Below are 19,714 nucleotides of genomic sequence, written 5' to 3'. Positions count from 1 at the left end.
ATGCGCAAGTATAACTATCGTGCCCAAAATTTCCAGAAGGTGAACTGGGATCAACTGCGTGAGCAGACGGCGGGCGAGCGGTTGATTCTGGCGATTGATGTGGCCAAGAAGGACTTCTACGTGGCGCTGATGAAGCCGGACCGGACGGTTCTGAAGACCATCCGCTGGGAGCATCCGCAACAGAGCCCGGCCCTGCTGCGGGAACTGGCGAACCTCAAGGCTCAGCGCCTGGAGGCGGTCATGGAGCCGACCGGTACCTATGGCGACGCCTTGCGCTACCAGTTGAGAGCTCTGGGTGCCGAAATCTACCGGGTCAGCCCCAAGCGGGTGCACGACGCCGCTGAAGTGTATGACGGGGTCCCGAGCCTGCACGACGCCAAGGCGGCTTACCTGATCGGCCGGCTGCACCTGGATGGCATCAGTCAGCGCTGGCGCGAGCCGAGTGAAGCGCGTCGAGCTCTGCGAGCCTTACTGAATCGGCTGGAGCAGGTACAGGAGCGCCACCAGCGGGCACTGAATCGGCTCGAAGCGTTGTTGGCCCGGCACTGGCCGGAGGCGCTGTGCTGGCTGACATTGCAGAGCGCCAGCTTGCTGCACCTGCTGGCCGAGTACGGCGACCCGGTTCGGGTGACGGCACAGCCGGAGCAGGCGGACCGACTGCTGCGCCGAGTCGGTGGGCACATGCTTAAGACGTCCAAGCGCGAAGGCCTGCTGCGCAGTGCCGCCACGACCTTGGGCGTGCCGGTGGTCGAGACCGAACACGAACTCATCCGGGCCCTGGCCCAGGAGATGCTGGACACACGGGCGCAGTCCCGCGAGCTGGAGCGAGCGCTGTCCGAGCACGTCGAGCACACCCGGGAGCTGGCCTGGATGGCCGAGGCACTGGGCCATAACAGCGCGGTGGTGCTTTACTGTGCCCTGGGTTCGGCCAATGACTACCCGCGTGCGGCCAGCTATCTGAAAGCGGCGGGGCTGAACCTCAAAGAGCGCTCCAGCGGCAAACACAAAGGGCAGCTGAAGCTGACCAAGCGAGGGCCCGGGGTGGTGCGCCACTACCTGTACTTCGCCGCCCTTCGCCTGATACGTCAATCAGGCCCGGCCAGAGCCTGGTATGACGCCAAGCTGGCCCGACACCGAGGCCCCAAGGGCAAACTGATCATCGCGCTGATGCGCAAGCTGGCCAAGGCGCTGTGGCATGTGGCTCAAGGCAAGCGGTTCGATCCGGCCAAGCTCTTTGCCGAGCCACCCCGGGCCGAAGTGGCATAAGCACCACCGAGTCGACCGATGAGGACGAACAGAGACGAGCAACAGGAGCGAGCAATGAGTTAATCCAGCCGTAACACGCTGGCAACGAGTCTTCCTTCGGGCTGACCTTCGATCCGACCTCTAGCCCAGTCTTGAGGCTCCTAAGTAGTCAAGAGGCAGCCCGCGGGATGATCCATGGAACGCGATACCCAAGGTAACTGAGTTGATGCCGCCAGGCGGACATCCGATGCGAGAGGTTCGGTTGACCCCATGGACGTTCATCCGGGAGGCCTTCGAGCTGGCACACAGGCTAAACACACGAGTACCACCGGCATGTGCGTCAACGACTCAGGCAATGCCAGCAGACTCGTGTGCCCAACAGGCAGGTAAAATGATTAAATAAAGGGACTTGACTGAGTTATGAGAGGTCGGATTAGCGCCCAGCGCGTAATCCGACACAACCCTAACTATTGGCGCTTCAACTTCAACGCCCAGTCCCGCTCCGCCAGAGCCGAACCGGCGGGGAAGGCGGCAACCTCAATTTCACCCGATTCATTCGCCATCACAGACATCCGGTTCAGCCACTCACCAGTGATCGGGTCAAACCACTGCAGGGCATAAGACGCACCGGGCGTGAAACCGCTCAAGGTCGGCGCCACCGAGGCATTCTCAAAATACAGCATCGCCAGATCTGCCTCGGCGGTGCGCATCATATAAGACCATCCGTCCAGACCATCCTCCGGCGCATTGGGTGCTTTACGCGGTGCGATGTCGGCGGTGGCGGGGATCAGATCCTGATAGCGCTTGCCTTCGGAGAGCATGAAGCTTTCCAGGTGCTGCATATAATTCGCTGACTGATAGCGCAGCGCATCCCAGATATGCGGCCGCGCCCCATCGGGCTCGCCTGTGGTGGTGATATCGTAGGCGGCGGTGCCGTGCACGTGCCCAGCCAAACCACCGGACAGCACCGAACCGAACATCTGGGCGCGGGCAAAGTAGTTGTCCCGTTGCGAGTTGGGCGGAGGCTCCTCCCCACCGGGCTTGTTGATTTCGTGCAACCAGCCCGTGTAATAGGGTTCGAAATTGATGGTCGGTTTGGGCGGATTTTCCAGGAAGAACTGTGCCTCCAGGTTTTCTCCAACGCGATGATCCCGGGGCTTGTTGCCCACGCTGTGCATATCCAGCCAGGGCACCTCATCACCGGAGCCCAGAGTGGTATGGGTGGCCCGGTCGATCAGCACAGTGTGAATCTGACCAAAGGGCGGGCGACCATAGGTCTCCAGATGATAAGTCAGTGCCTCGTTAAACTGATCGGCAGTCAGACTGAAATCTTCCGGCACCCAATCCAGGTGAATGCCGCTGAACACAAAATTGTAGGCCCCATAGCGGGCGATCAGATACTGCGCGAAGCGGGCAAAACTCTCTTTGAAATCAAAATAGGCATCCCAGGAGGGGCCGACATCCCGGCGCACGGTTTCCAGCAGCGGCACAAAACCCACCTCGGACAGGTGGGCCATTTTTTTATCCAGGCTCTGGAAATAGGCCGGCGTCAGACGATTGAAGTCCGACACCCCCGGGTGCTGACCGGAGGGTGCAAACGGCAGATGACCGTACTCATCCCGCATATTCTTGGCGGTGAAGGTGCCCCAGTAACTCACGCCACCCGACGCATCAGTGCCCTGCTCATCGGACACATCGTAGCCGAATTTCTCCCAGGCGTTGCGCAGGTAAATGCCGTTCTCATCGGCGTAGGTGCTCGGGTTCAGGTCCGCCTCCCAGTTGGGGAACGCCGAGATCATGCTGACGGAGTTGAACCCCTGGTTCTTGCGGTAGTTGACCGCATCCTCAAAACCGATACCGGGACCGGGCTCGTACTCATCGGACGTAGTGGCGTTGCGGAACGGCAGCCGCCAGGTCGACCCCGCCAACCAGGTGTCGCCCACCATAAAAAACGGCGTGCCGTCGGCGTATTCCAGGGCGTGGCCATTGTCGCTGACCCGCACAAACCCGCGCCGATTGGGATTCTCGCGTTTTTCCGCCTCGCTCCAGCCACGGGCGGTAAATCCGCCGCTGCGATCGTTCAGGCCGGCGTCATCGGGCTGATTTGAACCGATTTCCCAGGACCAGTCCCCCGGCGCCGTGGCCACCAGACGCACCACAAAGCGGTTGCCGCCATCCCAGAAGCCGTACACCCGCTTGTCGAAATCGGGCCCCTTGAGCTGCACCCAGACGTCCACCTCGGTGTAGGGGTTGTCGTAGGGGTTTTCGGCGTGGAAGACGAGCTGCTGCATCTCCCAGGTGCGAACACTGGCCTCACTGGGCTGATCGGAGGACGTGGCACAGGCCACCAGAGTGAACAACAGGAGTGCCGACAGGCACAGGCGGGAAAGACGGTTCATAACGACCCCTTATCGATTTACTTATGATGCAGGGATACTAGCAGAACCGGCCTTAAATACAATATGACAATAAGACAGAGCGATCAGCGGGGTGTCTGATAGCGGGCCTTCCACTCCTCGTAGGGCATGCCGTAGACCATTTCCCGCGCCGTGTCCTTGTCCACGTCCAGGCCACGCTCCTGGGCCGCCTCCATATACCACTTGCTCAGGCAATTGCGGCAGAAGCCGGCCAGCTCCATCAGATCGATATTCTGCACATCCTTGCGTTCATCCAGATGGTTGAGCAGGCGCCGAAAGGCCGCCGCTTCGAGTTCGGTTTGGATGTTAGGGTCTAAGGTCATAGGGGCACCCGCCAATGCAGTGATTAGGGGTCTTTGGCGTTGGATCTCGTCCAGCGACATGAGACCTCCTCCTGTACGGCCCATAGTGTAACATTACCTGTGATTCCCTCTAGCCGAACACCTACAACGGACACACCGCAGGTACTTCACCATGGCCACCAAGCCCGACATTCTCTATATCTCCCACGGCGGCGGCCCCCTGCCGCTGCTGGGGGACCCGGCGCACAGCGAGCTGGTGACCCAACTGACCTCACTGGGTCAACGCCTGCCCCGGCCCTCGGCGATTATCGTGGTCAGCGCCCACTGGGAAGCGCCCGTCGCCACCGTCACCAGCGGTGCCCAGCCGCCGCTGATTTACGACTACTCCGGCTTTCCGCCCGAGTCGTACGAGATTCAGTACCCCGCCCCCGGCGCGCCGGAATTGGCCACTCGGGTCAGTCAGGCGCTCAGCCGGGCGGGACTGGACGCCGTGCAGGACCCGAAACGGGGTTTCGATCACGGGCTGTTTGTGCCCCTCAAGCTCCTGTACCCCGAGGCGGACATTCCCTGCATCCAACTGTCGCTGCTGAAGTCCCTGGACCCGACGGCCCACATCGCGCTGGGCCGGGCGTTGCAGAGCCTGGAGTGGGACAACCTGCTGGTGATCGGCTCGGGCTTTTCCTTTCACAACATGAAGGCTTTTTTTGAGCCAGTCACGGCGCAGAGCGATGCGCGCAATAAAGTCTTTGAGGACTGGTTGACCGATACCCTGATCAACCCGGCTCTGAGCGAGACCGAGCGGTCCAGGCAACTGGCAAGCTGGAGCGCGGCTCCGGAAGCCCGCTACTGCCACCCCCGCGAGGAACACCTGCTGCCCCTGCACGTTTGCTACGGTCTGGCGCAGCGGCCGGCGGATGAGCATGAATCGATCCGGGTGCTGGGCAAGCGGGCCGGTATGTTTTATTGGCGGGGGAGTCGATAAGTCGCCGGACTGTCCGGCTTTGGTCAGAACTCAGCGCCGATTGCTTCAAGAAAGTCCGGGTCAGTTCTATAATCAGTGAAGTCACTGTCATTCAGAAACTGATCTGCCGTCTTACCCTGTGATACGGCCAGTTCGGCCGCTTCGAGCAGTTTCGGCTTATCGCCATGACGGGCGTAATAGCAGGCCAGGTTGTAAAGCAGCGTTTCATTCTGGAGCTCTTCCATATTCATCTCAGCCCCGCCCAGCAATGTGTTGATGGCCGATTCTGCAACGTCGGGCTTGTTGTACACCAAGCTGACCACCAGCGCCATACTGGCGACATCCGTCATTTTATGGTGAGGGCCCAAGTGCGGGTAAACCCTTTTGATGTAGGACGTATACAAATCTGCTGCCCGAGCTCCATCCCGCTCCTCAAGGCGCACCACGATCAACCGGACCACCGGCCTGGACACATCAAACGGCTCAAGGTACGAGCGCGTCGCCACCTCTTCGACAGTCGACATGAACTGAGTCTGCGAAATCGATCCTGAGAGAACCTCATCATACGCCTGATTGATTCGCTCTTGATCGTAGCGCTGATTCAGCTTGTCCGAGATGAAAGTCGCGACTTCTCGCTCAGAAAGCCGGGCATTTTTCATGGGTTCCTTCACATCACCGCGCTGTAAATAGACGTGATAGGAAGGGCCTTCACTCATTGTCTCTGCAGTAAATAGCAGCGTAATCGGACCGGTCGTAGAGCGCAAAGCGTTAAGTTTTGAGAGAGCGGCGAGGACCTCCTGCTCCTCCATGGTGACGACGGCTGAAAACTTTTCTGGATTGTCGCCCAGCTCATAGAAAGTGCCATTGAGCTCAAGATAGTCATAGTGCTCGCTCTTTTTACCAGGCAGCTTATGCGAGAACAGGAAGCTTAATGGCGCTGGACGGCGGGCTGCCGCATGGGTCTGATTCAAAGGCGAGGAGTCAAACTCCTCACTCCTGCCATTAACATAGACGATCCTTGATAGCTGTCCGGGGTGACGATCGAACCCCTCAAACTTCAAAGATAACTCGTGATACTGGTTGAGTTGTTGGTAACGCTCGGATTGAACGGGTGGGGCAGCCGCTGGGTGAGGCCGAACCAGATAGACACCCAATTGCTGAAAGTTGCGATCGTAAGGAATGGGACGAACCACCAGAAAAGCCAACTTTTCAGCGTCACCATGCCCTGATGCATTCAGCCGAAACAAACTCAGGCGTGAGCGCTCACCGCCACTGGAATGCCGACCGTGATAGGCGCTGAAGCGCAGCTCTGCCCCCTGATGCCTGAGCACGAAACGTCCCTGACCATAAACGCCACTCCAACCATGCCCATTGAAGTCCAGAAATGGCCTTCTTTGCCGGCCTTCACGATGGAAGCTCTCCAAGTAAAGGGGGCCGTCGCGGTCTGCCCACGTAAAGCCAGGCGCCATTACAGCATCGGACAGACGCAGCGAGTCTTCGGTGCCAGCCTGATTGTCCGCGCCAGGCCCACGCACCACATCCACCAGATACCCTTGGGCGTTGATCTGCCAGATATCTCCCTGATCGGTATGCAAGAAGAAACTGTCGCGGTTTGGAACATAGTAGATGGCGCTTATCTGGCCACAGGTAGGACAGAGCAACCGGTGCATCTCCATACCCGATGCTCGAACCGCTCCTGAGGCCATATCTGGAAAACCGGGGTTCTCACTGGAAATGCCGATCAATGGCAAACCGCTCAGAAATCCCATTAGCCAACGCCATCCTTTCATCACACCACCACAATTGTGCTATCCATTTCAGTTGACGCCCAGAGACCAAGTCCGAGCGTCGTACGAAGTATAACAGGCAGCCTCCGACATCCAACCGGCGCCCTTGGTCGTAATGTCTAATTCCCGTATATTGAGCCCTTCTGCCAACTCCGGAGTCTGCCCCCGCTTATGTCCCACGATGCCATCATTGTCCGCGGCGCCCGCCAGAACAACCTGAAGAACCTGGATCTGGATATCCCCCTGGGGGAGATGGTGGTGGTCACCGGCGTCAGTGGCTCGGGCAAGTCCACCCTGGCGTTCGATACCATCTACGCCGAGGGCCAGCGCCGCTACGTGGAGACCTTCTCCGCCTACGCCCGGCAGTTTCTGGACCGGATGGACAAGCCGGCGGTGGACCTGATCGACGGCATCCCACCGGCCATCGCCATTGAGCAGAGCAATACGGTGCGCACGTCCCGCTCCACCGTGGGCACCATGACCGAACTGAACGACTACCTGAAGCTGCTCTTCTCCCGCCTGGCCCATCTGTATTGCCAGGGCTGTGGCCGGGAGGTGGTGTGCGACACCGCCCAGAGCGTGGTGGAAGCGCTCTATCGGGACTGGCCCAACGATCAGCGGCTGATGATCTGCCTGCCCATTACCGTGCCGGAGACGCTCAGCGACGATGAGGTGCTGCAACTGCTCAACCAGCAGGGCTACGCCCGCATCCATGTGCGTGATGGCAGCCGGGTGGAAGTGGTACAGGACCGGCTCAAGCTGACCGACGAGAACCGGGGCCGGCTCACCGAGGCGGTGGAAACCGCCCTGCATTACGGCAAGGGCCATGTGCTGATCTACCCGATGGGCGCCGACAAAACCGTGAGCAAGCCGGAGCGCTTCTCCAGCCACCACCACTGCCCGAGCTGCGATATCGACTACCCGGAGCCGACGCCGAGCCAGTTCTCCTTCAACTCGCCTCTGGGCGCCTGCGACAGTTGCCGGGGCTTCGGCCGCATCATCGGCGTGGATTACGGTCTGGTGATTCCGGACGAGCGCCTGAGCCTGAAAGACGGCGCGATCAAACCGATTCAGACGCCGTCGTTCAACGAAGTCCAACGGGACCTGATCCGCTTCGCCAAAAAGCGCAGCATCCCCATCACCAAACCCTGGGCGGAGCTGACCGACGAGCAACAACAGTGGGTCATTCAAGGCGAGGGTGAAGGCTCCTGGAGCAGCGGGCGCTGGTACGGCATCAAGGAATTTTTCGACTGGCTGGAAAGCAAAGCCTACAAAATGCACATCCGGGTGCTGCTGTCCAAGTATCGCTCCTACACGCCCTGCCAGGACTGCGGCGGTGCCCGCCTGAAACCCGCCTCGCTCTGGTGGCGGGTAGGTTCCTTGGAGGCGGCCGAACAGGCGCTGTCCGGTCGCCCCCGCTTTATGCCCAGGGGCAATACGTTGGCAGCGGATCGGTTCAACCAATTGCCCGGTCTCAACATTGCCGATGTGATGCGTCTGCCCCTGGTTCGCTGCGCCGACTTTTTCGAGCAAATGGGCGACGCCAACGCGGACGAACCCACCCAACTGCTGCTGGAAGAAATCCGCTCGCGGCTGGGCTACCTGTGCGAAGTGGGCCTGGACTACCTGACCCTGGACCGCCAGTCCCGCACCCTGAGCGGCGGCGAAGTGCAGCGCATCAACCTCACCACCGCTCTGGGCACCTCACTGGTCAACACCCTGTTCGTGCTGGACGAGCCCAGCACCGGCCTGCACCCGCGTGATATCCAGCGGCTGGTCAAAGTCCTGCACCGGTTGCGCGACGCCGGCAACTCCCTGCTGGTGGTGGAGCACGACCCCCAGGTGATCCTCGCCGCCGACCGTATCCTCGACATCGGCCCCGGCCCGGGCCGCCATGGCGGCAATATCGAATTCTTCGGCACGCCCAACGCTCTGATGCGCAAGGCGGGCAACCTCACCGCCCGCTACTTGAGTGGCAAGGAACAGGTGTCGAGCCCCCGGGCTCTTGAGGGCGCCACCGAAAAACAGACGCTGACCATTCGCGGCGCCAGCGAACACAATCTGAAAAACATCGACGTCACCATTCCGCTGCAACAGCTGGTGTGTCTGACCGGCGTGAGCGGCTCGGGCAAATCCACCCTGATGCGCCAAATACTCTACCCGGCCATTCTCAAACACCTGGGCGAACAGACCGAAGCGCCCGGCGCGCACCAACGCATCGACGGGCTGGACAAAATCGACCGGGCGGTGATGGTCGACCAGAGCCCCATCGGCAAAACCACCCGCTCCACACCGGCCACCTATGTGGGCGCCTTCGACGCCATCCGCAAGCTGTTTGTCGCCACTCCCCTGGCCAAAGAGCGCGGCTATACCCCGGGCACCTTCAGCTTCAACTCCGGCAACGGCCGTTGCCCCACCTGTCAGGGCAACGGCTTCGAACATGTGGAAATGCAGTTTCTGAGCGATGTGTATCTGCGCTGCCCGGACTGCGACGGCAAACGTTTCCGCGATGAAATTCTGGAAGTGAAACTGCTGCAGGATGCCGACGAGGGCCGCCGGGCATTGTCCATCGCCGACGCCCTGGCCATGACCGTGGCCGAAGCACTGACGTTCTTCCATGATAAACCCGAGGTCCAACGCAGCCTGCAACCGCTGGCGGACGTGGGCCTGGACTATGTGCAACTGGGCCAGGCCGTGCCCACCCTGAGTGGCGGTGAAGCGCAGCGCCTGAAACTCGCCGGCCACCTGGCCAACACTAAAGCCAAAGACAAAGAACACATCCTGTTTCTGTTCGACGAACCCACCACCGGTCTGCACTTTGCCGATATCGCCACCCTCATGGGCGCCTTCCGTCAGCTACAGGCGGCGGGGCATTCGCTCCTGGTGATCGAACATAACCTGGATGTGATTCGCGCCGCAGACTGGTTGATCGACATTGGGCCGGAAGGCGGCGACGCCGGCGGTGAGCTACTGGCGGCGGGCACACCCGACGAGATCATGGCCAGCAACAAAGGTTATACCGCCCGGGCATTGCGCGAGTACGACGAGTCCCTGACCCAAGGGGTCGCTCTGCCCGCGCCCGCGAAAAAACGCAAACGCAAAACCGATCAGGTGATCAGCGTGCACCATGCCCGCGAACATAACCTGAAGAACATCGACGTCACCATTCCGCGGGATAAGCTCACGGTGATCTCCGGTGTCAGCGGCAGTGGCAAAAGCACCCTCGCCTTCGATCTGATTTTTGGCGAAGGTCAACGTCGCTATCTGGAATCCCTGAACGCCTATGCCCGGCAGTTTGTGCAGCCCGCCTCGCGCCCGGACGTGGATGCCATTTACGGCATCCCCCCGGCGGTGGCCATCGAGCAGCGCACCAGCCGCGGCGGCCGCAAAAGCACCCTGGCGACCCTGACCGAAATCTACCACTACCTGCGTCTGCTCTACGTCAAGCTCGGCACCCAGCACTGCCCCAAATGCGAGGTGCCGATCGAGCCGCAAACGCCCGCCGCCATTCTCGCGCGGGTGCAGAAAGATTACCGCAACCGGGAGGTCACGTTACTCGCGCCCATGGTGGTCGCGCGCAAGGGCATCTACCGCGAACTGGCCGAATGGGCCGCCGCCCGTGGCTATACGAAACTGCGGGTGGACGGCGAGTACCAGCCCACCGACAACTGGCCCAAGCTGGACCGCTACCGCGAACACAACATCGAGCTGCCGCTCACCGACGTGACCGTTTCCGCCAGGAACGAACGGGCCTTGATGGATGGCCTGAAACAGGCATTGGATCTCGGCAACGGCATTGTGATTGTGGCGCCCGTCGATAAACGTACGGGCAAGCAGGCCGCCGGCGAACGCCTGTTCTCCACTCAACGTGCTTGCCCGAGCTGTGGCGACGGCTTCGATGAACTGGACCCGCGCCTGTTCTCCTACAACTCCAAACACGGCTGGTGCCAACGCTGCTACGGCACCGGGCAGATCATCAAGGGCTTTGACGAAGAGCAGACCGGCGAGGAGCGCACCTGGCTGCCGGACGAAGAAGCGGGTACGGAAAAAATCTGCCCGGGCTGTAACGGCCAGCGCCTGAACCCCACGGCCCTCGCCGTGCGCTTCCGGGACCGCTCCATTGCCGAGCTGGCCTCCCTACCCGTGGACGCCGCCGAGCAGTGGTTCAAGACCCTCAAACTGAAAACCAATGAGCAGGCCATCGCCCGGGACCTGCTGGCGGAAATGCACAGCCGCCTCCAGTTCCTGCAGAAAGTCGGGCTCGACTACCTGAGCCTGGACCGCGCCGCCCCCACCCTGAGTGGCGGCGAAGCCCAGCGCATCCGCCTGGCCGCGCAACTGGGTTCCAGCCTCCAGGGCGTGTGTTACGTTCTGGACGAACCCACCATCGGCTTGCACACCCGGGACAACCGCAAGCTGATCGACACCCTGCGCGAGCTGCAACAACAGGGCAACACCGTGGTGGTGGTCGAACACGACGAAGACACCATTCGCGAAGCCGACCACCTGATCGACATGGGCCCTCGCGCGGGCATCAACGGGGGCGAAGTCGTGGCCCACGGCAGCCTGAAACAGGTGATGGGCAACAAGCGCTCGCTCACCGGACAGATGCTCTCCGAGCCCCTGCGCCACCCCATGCCCGATTTGCGCAACGCTGAGATGCGCAAACTCTGGGACAAAGAAAGCCTGCACATCGAAGGCGCCACGCAGAACAATCTGCGCAACATCAACGTCAGCATCCCCCTGCGCCAACTGGTCACCATCACCGGCGTCAGTGGCAGCGGCAAAAGCACCCTGATACGGGGCGTTCTGTACCCGAACCTCAAACAGGCCATCGCCCAGAAACGCAAAACCAGACAGACCTGGACCGGCGCCAGCCAGATCACCGGCTGGGAAAGCGTCGACCGTATTCTGGAAGTGGACCAGACCCCCATCGGCAAAACGCCGCGCTCCTGCCCCGCCACCTACATCGGCATCTGGGACACCATCCGCAAACTCTTTGCCGGCACCGTGGACGCCCGCCTGCGCGGCTACACCCCCGCGCGCTTTTCCTTCAACGCCGGCGACGGCCGCTGCGACGCCTGCGGCGGTCAGGGCGAACAGAAAATCGAAATGAACTTCCTGCCTGACGTGCGCGTTCCCTGCGACGTGTGCCACGGCTGGCGTTTCAACGACGAAACCCTGAGCGTCAAATACAAAGGCAAACACATCGGCGACGTCCTCGCCATGAACATCGACGAGGCGGTCGAGTTCTTCGCCCCCATCAGCAAAGTCCACCACGCCCTGCGCCTGCTGCAGGACGTGGGCCTGGGCTACCTGACCCTGGGCCAACAGAGCCCGACCCTGAGCGGCGGCGAAGCCCAGCGGATCAAACTGGTGGCCGAACTCAGCAAAGCCAACATGACCCCGGAAGACAACAAAGGCCGAAGGTCAGCCCACAACCTCTACGTCCTCGATGAACCCACCGTCGGCCTGCATATGGCCGACGTGGACAAACTCCTGCACGTACTGCACCGCTTGGTGGATGCCGGTAACTCCGTGCTGGTGATCGAGCACAACCTGGATGTGATCGCCGAGGCGGATTGGGTGATTGATTTGGGGCCGGAAGGAGGCAGCCAGGGTGGCAAAGTTATCGCCCAAGGTAGGCCTGAGACCCTGGTCAAGCGAAAGCGGTCTTATACTGGTCAGTATTTAAGAGAAATACTGAATTAAATCCCACATGGGTACCGGCAGATAAGCGAAGCGTATCTGTAGTAGCCTAGGCTTGATCTGACAGTTACCGTTTTTTCCGAAGGTGTCTGTCAGATCAAGTCTGGACTACTCCATATCAACCGACTATTATCCCTTCCTCTTTCCCTCTCTCCAAAAGATCAAGCAGTACCGCGCATTGCTTTTCAGAGGGAATTTTTGCTGGAATCTGTATGGCGACTTTTAGAATGCCGATCTCCTTCGGGGTTAAAAGCGCCTTTTCATTAAGAGTCTGATGAAGGCGCGTCCATTCCTCGGCAGGAATTTCCAGTACCTGTCGCTGTGCTTCTATACCGTCGTCGATCCTTTGGGTCTGCTTCGCAGTTCGATCCTCCGCTGCCTGCTCATCGGAAGACAGGAGCTGAGAGAAGAATTTGGACGGAAGGCTTCTTTCAATCTCAACCATTCGATCCTGGATCCGGTCCCAGCAGGCTTCCTTCTTGCACCATTCAGAGACGTTTGAGATGCCACCCGGGGGCCGGGTAATATCCTCATTCACCGCATGGGAAACAATGGAGACGGCGGCTTCCAAAGTGGCATCGATACCTTGATCATTCCATATTCGAGAAAAATCGAGACGTCTCTTTCGTCGTTCTATGATACCATTCAGCACCGCAAGCGTGTAGGCAACGATATTGGCACGATATCCTCCGTTGTACCAAGGCTGTACTGAAACCAGCTTTTCAGTCGCACGGAAAATCAATCCTCGTGCAACCGCCCTCTTGAAGTAGGACTCATTGAAGCCGTCGGGGGATTTTTCCCATTCCCGACCGATGCGCCGCGCATACTGTGCAAAGTTTTTTTGAGCACCGAGATTTACGTATCTGGGATGATCGTCCCAGACATTCTCGAATTTGGCCAAGTCGGTTTTTGTGAACATCTGGGGCTTAGGATGCTCCGCTTTGAAGCGACGCTGTTCACTGGGTGTAAGCTTTGATTGAGCGTCTGCATACTGGCCACGCGCTCGTTCATAGAACCATTTTGTCTCACGCTGCGCGCCTTTCTGAGCCGGTGCCCAGATGCGTCTGGAGAACCCTTCCATTCGCACGTGGAAAGGGTGGTTGGAAAAGAAGTCAGCTGCATTCACCCGGTTTTGGGTATTTGCATACTCAGAAATTCTCGGGACCACGGATTCGGTGTCCTCACTATCGATTACGGATAGCTTCATCTGAACGAATATTCGAGAAAGGTCAGCCTTGTCGCGCCTTCGCGTATGGAACAGCGAAGCAGTTGTCTGACCACCATTGACTATCTGAAGATCGATGATTCTAGTTATCGAAAGACCAGAATCCGTTATCTTGGTCTCAACGCCCTGTGCGGTTGCCGTGATCCCGTTATTGTAGGAAAAAAACATTCCCGGTTCGTTAAGTATCGTAGCCCTTATGCCCTTATTAACATTGCCTCGAGCCTGAAGGAATGTCCTAACATTCTGTTCTAGTAGCCGTGCACCGAACCTTTCATAAAGCGAAGCGAGCACTTCGGCCGGCATTACAATGAGGTAGGACTGGTAAGCTTCAGAGCCCAAGTGAGCCGGCAGACAGAAGATGCCGGCCCCAAACATCTGATCGAAATCGAGATCGAGAGGCTCCTTGTGGCTGCGCGAGCTTCTCTGCCGATGAAGGCGTGAAATATCCCAGACTTGATAGCTGACAGGAACGCCCGACACCTCCGAATCGGGCAGCTCCTTAATCCTTTCGCTCAACGTGCGATCAGAAAATAAGGTCAGTCTGAGCCGACTAATTGCCCCCCTTCGGTCGGCAATTTGCCTCGCAAGCCCATATTCGGGTGAAGTGAGCTCCAACTCGTCAGCCAAGCCTTTTCGGATGCTTGCCTCAAAAAAGTTGGAAACACGCTTAAACGCAGCATTGACATCCGTTCTGGTCAGGGATGTCAGCTCATTGCGGAATTCAAAGTCGGCGACAAAAAGATCTAGAACACCCTCGTCGTCAAACCAATATCCATCCACTCGCATTCCGCGTTGAGCACGAAAATGGCAGAGTTCAAAACCTTCCGTGACGCCTGTTTCGATAAGCTCATTCGCGATGGTTTCCATAAACTCAGAGAGTTGGAAGTTGCCATCCGCCTCAGCACCAGACAGAAGTTCTTGGCGGAAGTCATGAAAGAACTCTGCGATTGTTGTCTCCACTCACGACCTCCCAAATATTTCGTCATCTTTACAGGCAAACGGAGATATTACCTCCAATTGAATATCATAGGCCACATGGACCAGTCCTTTCGATATCCGAGACCGGACAATCTTGGGAAACTCGTCTGTTACCGCATATCCATTGGTGCCGCCAACAGCGAAACGTGGTCTATCATAGTCTGTCAGAGCAGCATACCCACAACCGGCAATCTTTTCAGAGAACTGTTCAATAGCCTCGGCAGTGACAAGCTCCTTCTCGATCAATGCAACGATGTCGTTCAGCGAGCGTGCCGTTTCCGCATCCGGCATATCTATCAGGCGCACCGTCATCAGAAACAGGCGGTCCACCAATGCCTCGAGTTGATCCTCGGACGATATGCGGACACTGTTCCTCTCGCGACCGGAGAGGGACTTCACTTCTATGGCAACGTTACCGAAAATGAAATCCTGATGTGAGTCGTCAGCCCCACACCACGCATCTACAGCCTCGTCCTGCGTCAGTCGACACAAGTACAGCTGACGAAGAACATAGAGTTCGGCAAATAGACCGCGAATCTCTTCGGTCGTGAGCAACCTAGCTTTTTTTCCTGCTAGAAAGGCCTTCCATCGCTTCAGGTGTTGAAGGGTAACTGACAGCGCAACGGCGGAATCCACTACAGAAGCCAGACTGGATTTCAACGTTTCACACAGTCCGAGGAAAAGGTCACTATCGACATTTCGGGAAAGCGTCAGAACTAAGCGCTGCTGTTTGTCATTCTCACCATTGCGAAGATCGACCCTGATTCCATTCAGACGGGTTACATCACGACGGTATTGGTAAGCGTGGTCACCTTCCAGCTCAATAATGAAAAGACGCTGACCCACTGCATCCTTTCCCCAGTAGAGTGGTATCCCTGTCGTGTCAGATATCCGCCTGACATTATAGTCTGAGCGAGGTTCAGCAATCTGCTCCCAAGGCGTAGCTCTAGTCGTCATAATCATCCTCCGCGTCCGGATCATCCTCAAACGAACCATACATCTGTTCCACCCAGACGCGATTGGCAACCACCTTGATCTCGGTACCAAAAAGGTCATTCGGAAAACTTACACCAAACGCCGGGACGCGCTGCCCCTTCAGTTCAACAAGTTCTGTATCTACAGGTTCAAGAACATGAATCATCAAAAGTGGCTTATTTCTGACGGTTCGATAGTGAATGTCCGACGGCTTATTGGCCTTACTATTTGGATCGTTTTCCGCTTGCTTTTCTGCTTGCTCAAGCTGTACATCAGCCAAACCAAGCTTTTCATCCCCACGACTAGCTAGACGATACCCGGATAAAATCCATCCGCTGGGTGTCGCGTTTTTGGCAGAGCGCCTCTGTGGCTCAAGCATGAATTTTCCAGCGTCTCCAAGCCCTCTGTTAGCAATTAACAGAACATCACCATGTGGGAATTTTTTGGATATAGCATAGAGATAATCCAAAACAGCTTTCTTGCTGATTTCCATTCCAGAATGAACTCTGAACCTTGTAACAAAATCTGATATCTGGTCAACACTTACATCAGGCACAAACCAGCCTTTTTGTGTCTCTTTCACCTCAGCGCCGAATCCAGACCGCCAGAATTCCTGAATGAGAGCTTCGTTATGAGCATTAACTTTCGAGTCCACTGGGAGTCGGGTACTCTCTTTGATACTGCCTGTAAGATTCTGATTGAACACTACCTCTTCCCCAGTACGCATCTTGTTGGCCGCCGTGATAAGCAGCCTATCAGGATGCGACTGGACATAAAGTCCAAACTGCCTCGGACTCATGCCATCACGGCGCATCCGTTTTATCTGTTCCCTAAGCTCCTCAGACGCTTCCGCGATATGTGAGTACCAATTGATCGAGTCCTCAGACAGATATACGCGACAGAGATCCTCAAAACCGGGACGATAGCCGAACCAACGCCCCATCTGCATCAGCGTATCGTACATTCTGGTGTTGCGGTACATGTAACTGATAGTCAGACCCTCTATAGTCAATCCTCGAGAAAGACTAAGTCCGCCAATGGCAATAGCGGTGAGTCCGACACCATCTCTTTCGTATTTTTTGAAATCGAGCACCTCGTCGCTCTTGCTGTTTACAACAAAAACACGCAGACTTTCGAATACCCCCATGAGAGACGTCTTGACCTCATCCCACTCAAACCCACAAGTCGAGTACTCACTTTCAAAAACCTCCCGAAGTGATATCATGTAGTGGTTCCGGGATGAGACCTCTTCGGGCATCATGTAGTTTGCCTTGACAGCCTCCCGAATTTTTTTCTCACGGATACTGATAAAGTTTCTGACTTCCTGCTGTATGGAGACAAAGCGGGAGATATTAATCATCATCGAACAGTGCTTTTCAGAGTGCCCACGCAGGTTTCGGATTGCACGTGCAACAATGAATTGGTCCATCGCCCTGTATAGACTTGAGGGAAGGTCGACAACAGCGTCATCCTTCTTGTGCGAGAACGGTAGATAATCTTCACAGTCAGTAATGGCCTGTAGCACGGCTGAGCTAGACTCTTCGTCGAGAAACACTTTTTCCGGGCCAAAGTAGGTATTCGGTGCATCTAGGGAATATATGAAATCCCTCGGAAACAGCTCTTCCCGAACGTCATCGTCATAGGCGTCTGGATTGATAAAGATGTTTGCGAACGGGGTAGCCGTATAGCCAACATAGCAGGACTTCGCAAAGAGCCCGAGAATCCGACGAATCATTGCGTTGGTACGAGTCGGACTGATATCCTCCTTATTTGTATTGATTGACGCGTTGTCGGCCTCGTCATCAATCAACAGCATCGGGACATCCGATATACGTCCGTCCCCCTGAGCGTTGAGCTCCTTCAGCCATTTGTGTAAAGCCTCGAGGGTTCGGACATTCTTTTTGATAACAAGGATGATTGGCTTTCCGAAGTCATTGATCTTCCACCCGCTCTTGGCTGCAGTATTCTTGCTGAAGTCCTCGTTAATATTGGTGAGAGTGGCTGGATAGGGATAATCACGCTCTCTCCCAACGCCGATGGTGACCCGGTTTTCCGGGTCACTGGATCGTCCGATGAATCCTTCGTCGATACGTTCTTGGGTTTGTTTTCGCAGGTTGTTGTGAATTCCCGCGATCACAATGATGAACTTGTAACCAGCGTCGGCAGCCTTCGCTATGACCCCCATGTAATTCGCGGTCTTCCCGGACTGGACATGGCCAATGACCAGTCCTCTACGGTTCCAAGATCCTTCGCAAGTTGGATCCTGCAACTGCCCCAGAATTTTACTGCCAACGTCGCTAAGCCTCTGAACGAGGCTGGGCTGCCACTTCTCGTTTTTCAGGTATCCTTCATAGGCATCCGAATAGGTCCATTCGATGTCACGTTTGTAAACCCATTCTTCGTCATGATATGCCTCGTTATCTACTAGGGAGACGCCAGCTCCCATCCATGTATCGATCGCAATCATGGCTTCCTCGACAGCAAGGCGAAGGTCACCGCTATAACCCAGAAGAGGGGCAAGCTGCCTTGCCCTAGCTTCGATATCAGCTTTCTTAGGCACTTCCTCTTGGCCCTCGAAAGCTGTGATTAGAGCCCTAGTTAACCCCTTTTCCTTTTCGTTCCGGATAGCAGTCATGAAAACTCCTGGTCAATATACTGGTCAACGATTTCCTGATGTCGCTCAAACAGCCTTGTCGATCTGACAATTTCACGGAAGGCATCGCCATCTCCTGTTGCGTCTCCCCACAACGCCGCACGCAATGCACAAAGCCTCTCAATTACATCAGGGCCTGCAGGCACTTGACTCACTTCCTTGGGATGAGTTGAATAATCAGAATAGATCATCTCGACAGGCAATGATGCGGAAATCGCAGCCAACAGGATATTCAGGCTCTTCTCCCCGTCCTGGTCAATTCGCTCCGCCAGCCGCTGGATCAGTGGGTGGGAACCATTAATTGAATAGCGAATTCCGCCATGGTCGACGTACCTTTCCCATACCGGAGACGCAACATCCTGGAAGAGACGCTGCCCACGGCCTCGGTGCACGGTAGTGCTTCGCCCCGAAACCTTTGAAATGATCTGACGAAGCCGCTCACGCACCGGGAGAGGAGGGCGAGCGCGTGACTTTTTAATATCTATGGTCCAAGATTCATCCAAGCTATTGGGGAAATCGATCTGCACTCGTGCCAGTTTGGTAGCCTCACCTTTCGGGATGAGCCGGAACCAGTCGCCCCAAGCCATGAGACGGCCGTTGCGATAAATATATGCGCCTTGGTTTGATATGAAGTCACTTCTATTCTGGTAGAAGTCGTACTCACTGGTGGCCAGTCTTGAATGATGTGGCAACACATATGGCTGAAGACGAACAGCGATGTCACCAATATAAACAACTTCCTCCGGAAGAATTTGTGTGGCCGGATTTTTTCTGCAGAAGGGATCGAAAGCAATGACAGAGTGGCCGTTGACAGTAATGGCAATTTTTGGTTGCCCCTTGATCTCGCCAGCTAGAAACCGGTGAAAGACGAGAGCGAGATGTCTGTCTAGGACATCCAGCTTCTCACTGAGTATCTCGTCTCGACGGCTGCCTACCTCGTCCTCCACAAGTCGGTCAAGTTCGCGCCAGATGACGGCGGTACCACTACCCGAAATTCGCTCGACGTACGGCAACGCGTGAATATCTGTTTCGTCCAGAAGTGAAAGAACCCATTCGTCAACAGCGTCAATACGGTCAAGATTCCATTCGGCCCCACATAGAACTCCATTCCTCTTGCTGACCACTGTCAGTGATCGGCACTGAGAGAACGAGGCAGTTTTGAGGCCAAGACCAAACCGCCCCAGGTCCTGAGGCGATCGGACCTGCTTCGGATTGATTGCGCCATGACGCATAGCGTTCTTCAACTCCCCCTCCGTCATTCCGACACCATTGTCAAGAATGGCAACCAGAGGATGTGCTTCGGTAGTAGCGCAGATAATATCAATGGAATCTGCACCTGCTGATATACTGTTGTCGATGAGATCCGCAATCGCAGTCTCAAGCGTGTACCCGAGGTCTCGCATTGACGCCACTAGACACGCTGCGCTTGGTGGGTGCGTAAAATCTCTTGCCATAATCCAGC

The 19,714-nt window shown here is 56.9% G+C and carries 10 protein-coding genes; 3 read left to right on the top strand and 7 right to left on the bottom strand.

Annotation, left to right across the window (positions count from 1 at the left end):
- The gene (locus OOT55_RS16525) at window positions 1–1,266 is read left to right on the top strand and encodes an IS110 family transposase (RefSeq protein ID WP_265365638.1); all 1,266 of its coding nucleotides are present in this window, start codon (window positions 1–3) and stop codon (window positions 1,264–1,266) included.
- Window positions 1,267–1,712: 446 nt separating this feature from the next.
- On the opposite strand, the gene OOT55_RS16520 is transcribed toward OOT55_RS16525, so the two are convergent.
- Together OOT55_RS16520 and OOT55_RS16515 are read right to left on the bottom strand one after the other, a co-directional pair.
- Window positions 1,713–3,644: a DUF5060 domain-containing protein gene (locus OOT55_RS16520; protein ID WP_265366940.1), complete on the bottom strand. Its 1,932-nt coding sequence runs from the start codon at window positions 3,642–3,644 to the stop codon at window positions 1,713–1,715.
- Between the two features lie 83 nt (window positions 3,645–3,727).
- Entirely contained in the window at window positions 3,728–3,985 is a 258-nt protein-coding gene (locus tag OOT55_RS16515) for a DUF1244 domain-containing protein (protein WP_265366939.1), read from the bottom strand.
- Window positions 3,986–4,136: 151 nt separating this feature from the next.
- Between OOT55_RS16515 and OOT55_RS16510 the strand changes: the two genes are divergently transcribed.
- Window positions 4,137–4,946 (top strand): DODA-type extradiol aromatic ring-opening family dioxygenase, encoded by an 810-nt coding sequence (locus OOT55_RS16510; RefSeq protein WP_265366938.1) that lies wholly within the window; start codon window positions 4,137–4,139, stop codon window positions 4,944–4,946.
- A gap of 23 nt (window positions 4,947–4,969) precedes the next feature.
- Here OOT55_RS16510 and OOT55_RS16505 read toward each other — a convergent pair whose 3' ends face one another.
- Complete coding sequence (locus OOT55_RS16505; protein WP_265366937.1) at window positions 4,970–6,694, bottom strand: TPR end-of-group domain-containing protein; 1,725 nt, start codon at window positions 6,692–6,694, stop codon at window positions 4,970–4,972.
- A gap of 189 nt (window positions 6,695–6,883) precedes the next feature.
- Here OOT55_RS16505 and uvrA point away from each other — a divergent pair, with 189 nt between their 5' ends.
- Complete coding sequence (gene uvrA / locus OOT55_RS16500; RefSeq protein ID WP_265366936.1) at window positions 6,884–12,424, top strand: excinuclease ABC subunit UvrA; 5,541 nt, start codon at window positions 6,884–6,886, stop codon at window positions 12,422–12,424.
- Window positions 12,425–12,539: 115 nt separating this feature from the next.
- Here uvrA and OOT55_RS16495 read toward each other — a convergent pair whose 3' ends face one another.
- The 4 genes from OOT55_RS16495 to OOT55_RS16480 are packed head-to-tail and all read right to left on the bottom strand — an operon-like array spanning window position 12,540 to window position 19,706.
- The gene (locus OOT55_RS16495) at window positions 12,540–14,606 is read right to left on the bottom strand and encodes an AIPR family protein (RefSeq protein ID WP_265366935.1); all 2,067 of its coding nucleotides are present in this window, start codon (window positions 14,604–14,606) and stop codon (window positions 12,540–12,542) included.
- Window positions 14,607–15,581, bottom strand: coding sequence for a PD-(D/E)XK motif protein (locus OOT55_RS16490; RefSeq protein ID WP_265366934.1), 975 nt, complete (start codon window positions 15,579–15,581; stop codon window positions 14,607–14,609).
- Window positions 15,571–18,234 (bottom strand): Z1 domain-containing protein, encoded by a 2,664-nt coding sequence (locus OOT55_RS16485; RefSeq protein ID WP_265366933.1) that lies wholly within the window; start codon window positions 18,232–18,234, stop codon window positions 15,571–15,573. Before OOT55_RS16485 ends, OOT55_RS16490 begins: the two co-directional genes overlap by 11 nt.
- Window positions 18,231–19,706, bottom strand: a complete 1,476-nt coding sequence (locus OOT55_RS16480; protein WP_265366932.1) for an ATP-binding protein — start codon at window positions 19,704–19,706, stop codon at window positions 18,231–18,233. Before OOT55_RS16480 ends, OOT55_RS16485 begins: the two co-directional genes overlap by 4 nt.
- Between the last annotated feature and the right edge of the window lie 8 nt (window positions 19,707–19,714).

The sequence above is a fragment of the Marinimicrobium sp. C6131 genome (assembly GCF_026153455.1).
In the GTDB taxonomy this organism is placed as follows: domain Bacteria; phylum Pseudomonadota; class Gammaproteobacteria; order Pseudomonadales; family Cellvibrionaceae; genus Marinimicrobium.
The sequence above is the reverse complement of the archived record's forward strand: the minus strand, read 5'-3'. Positions and strand labels throughout refer to the sequence as shown.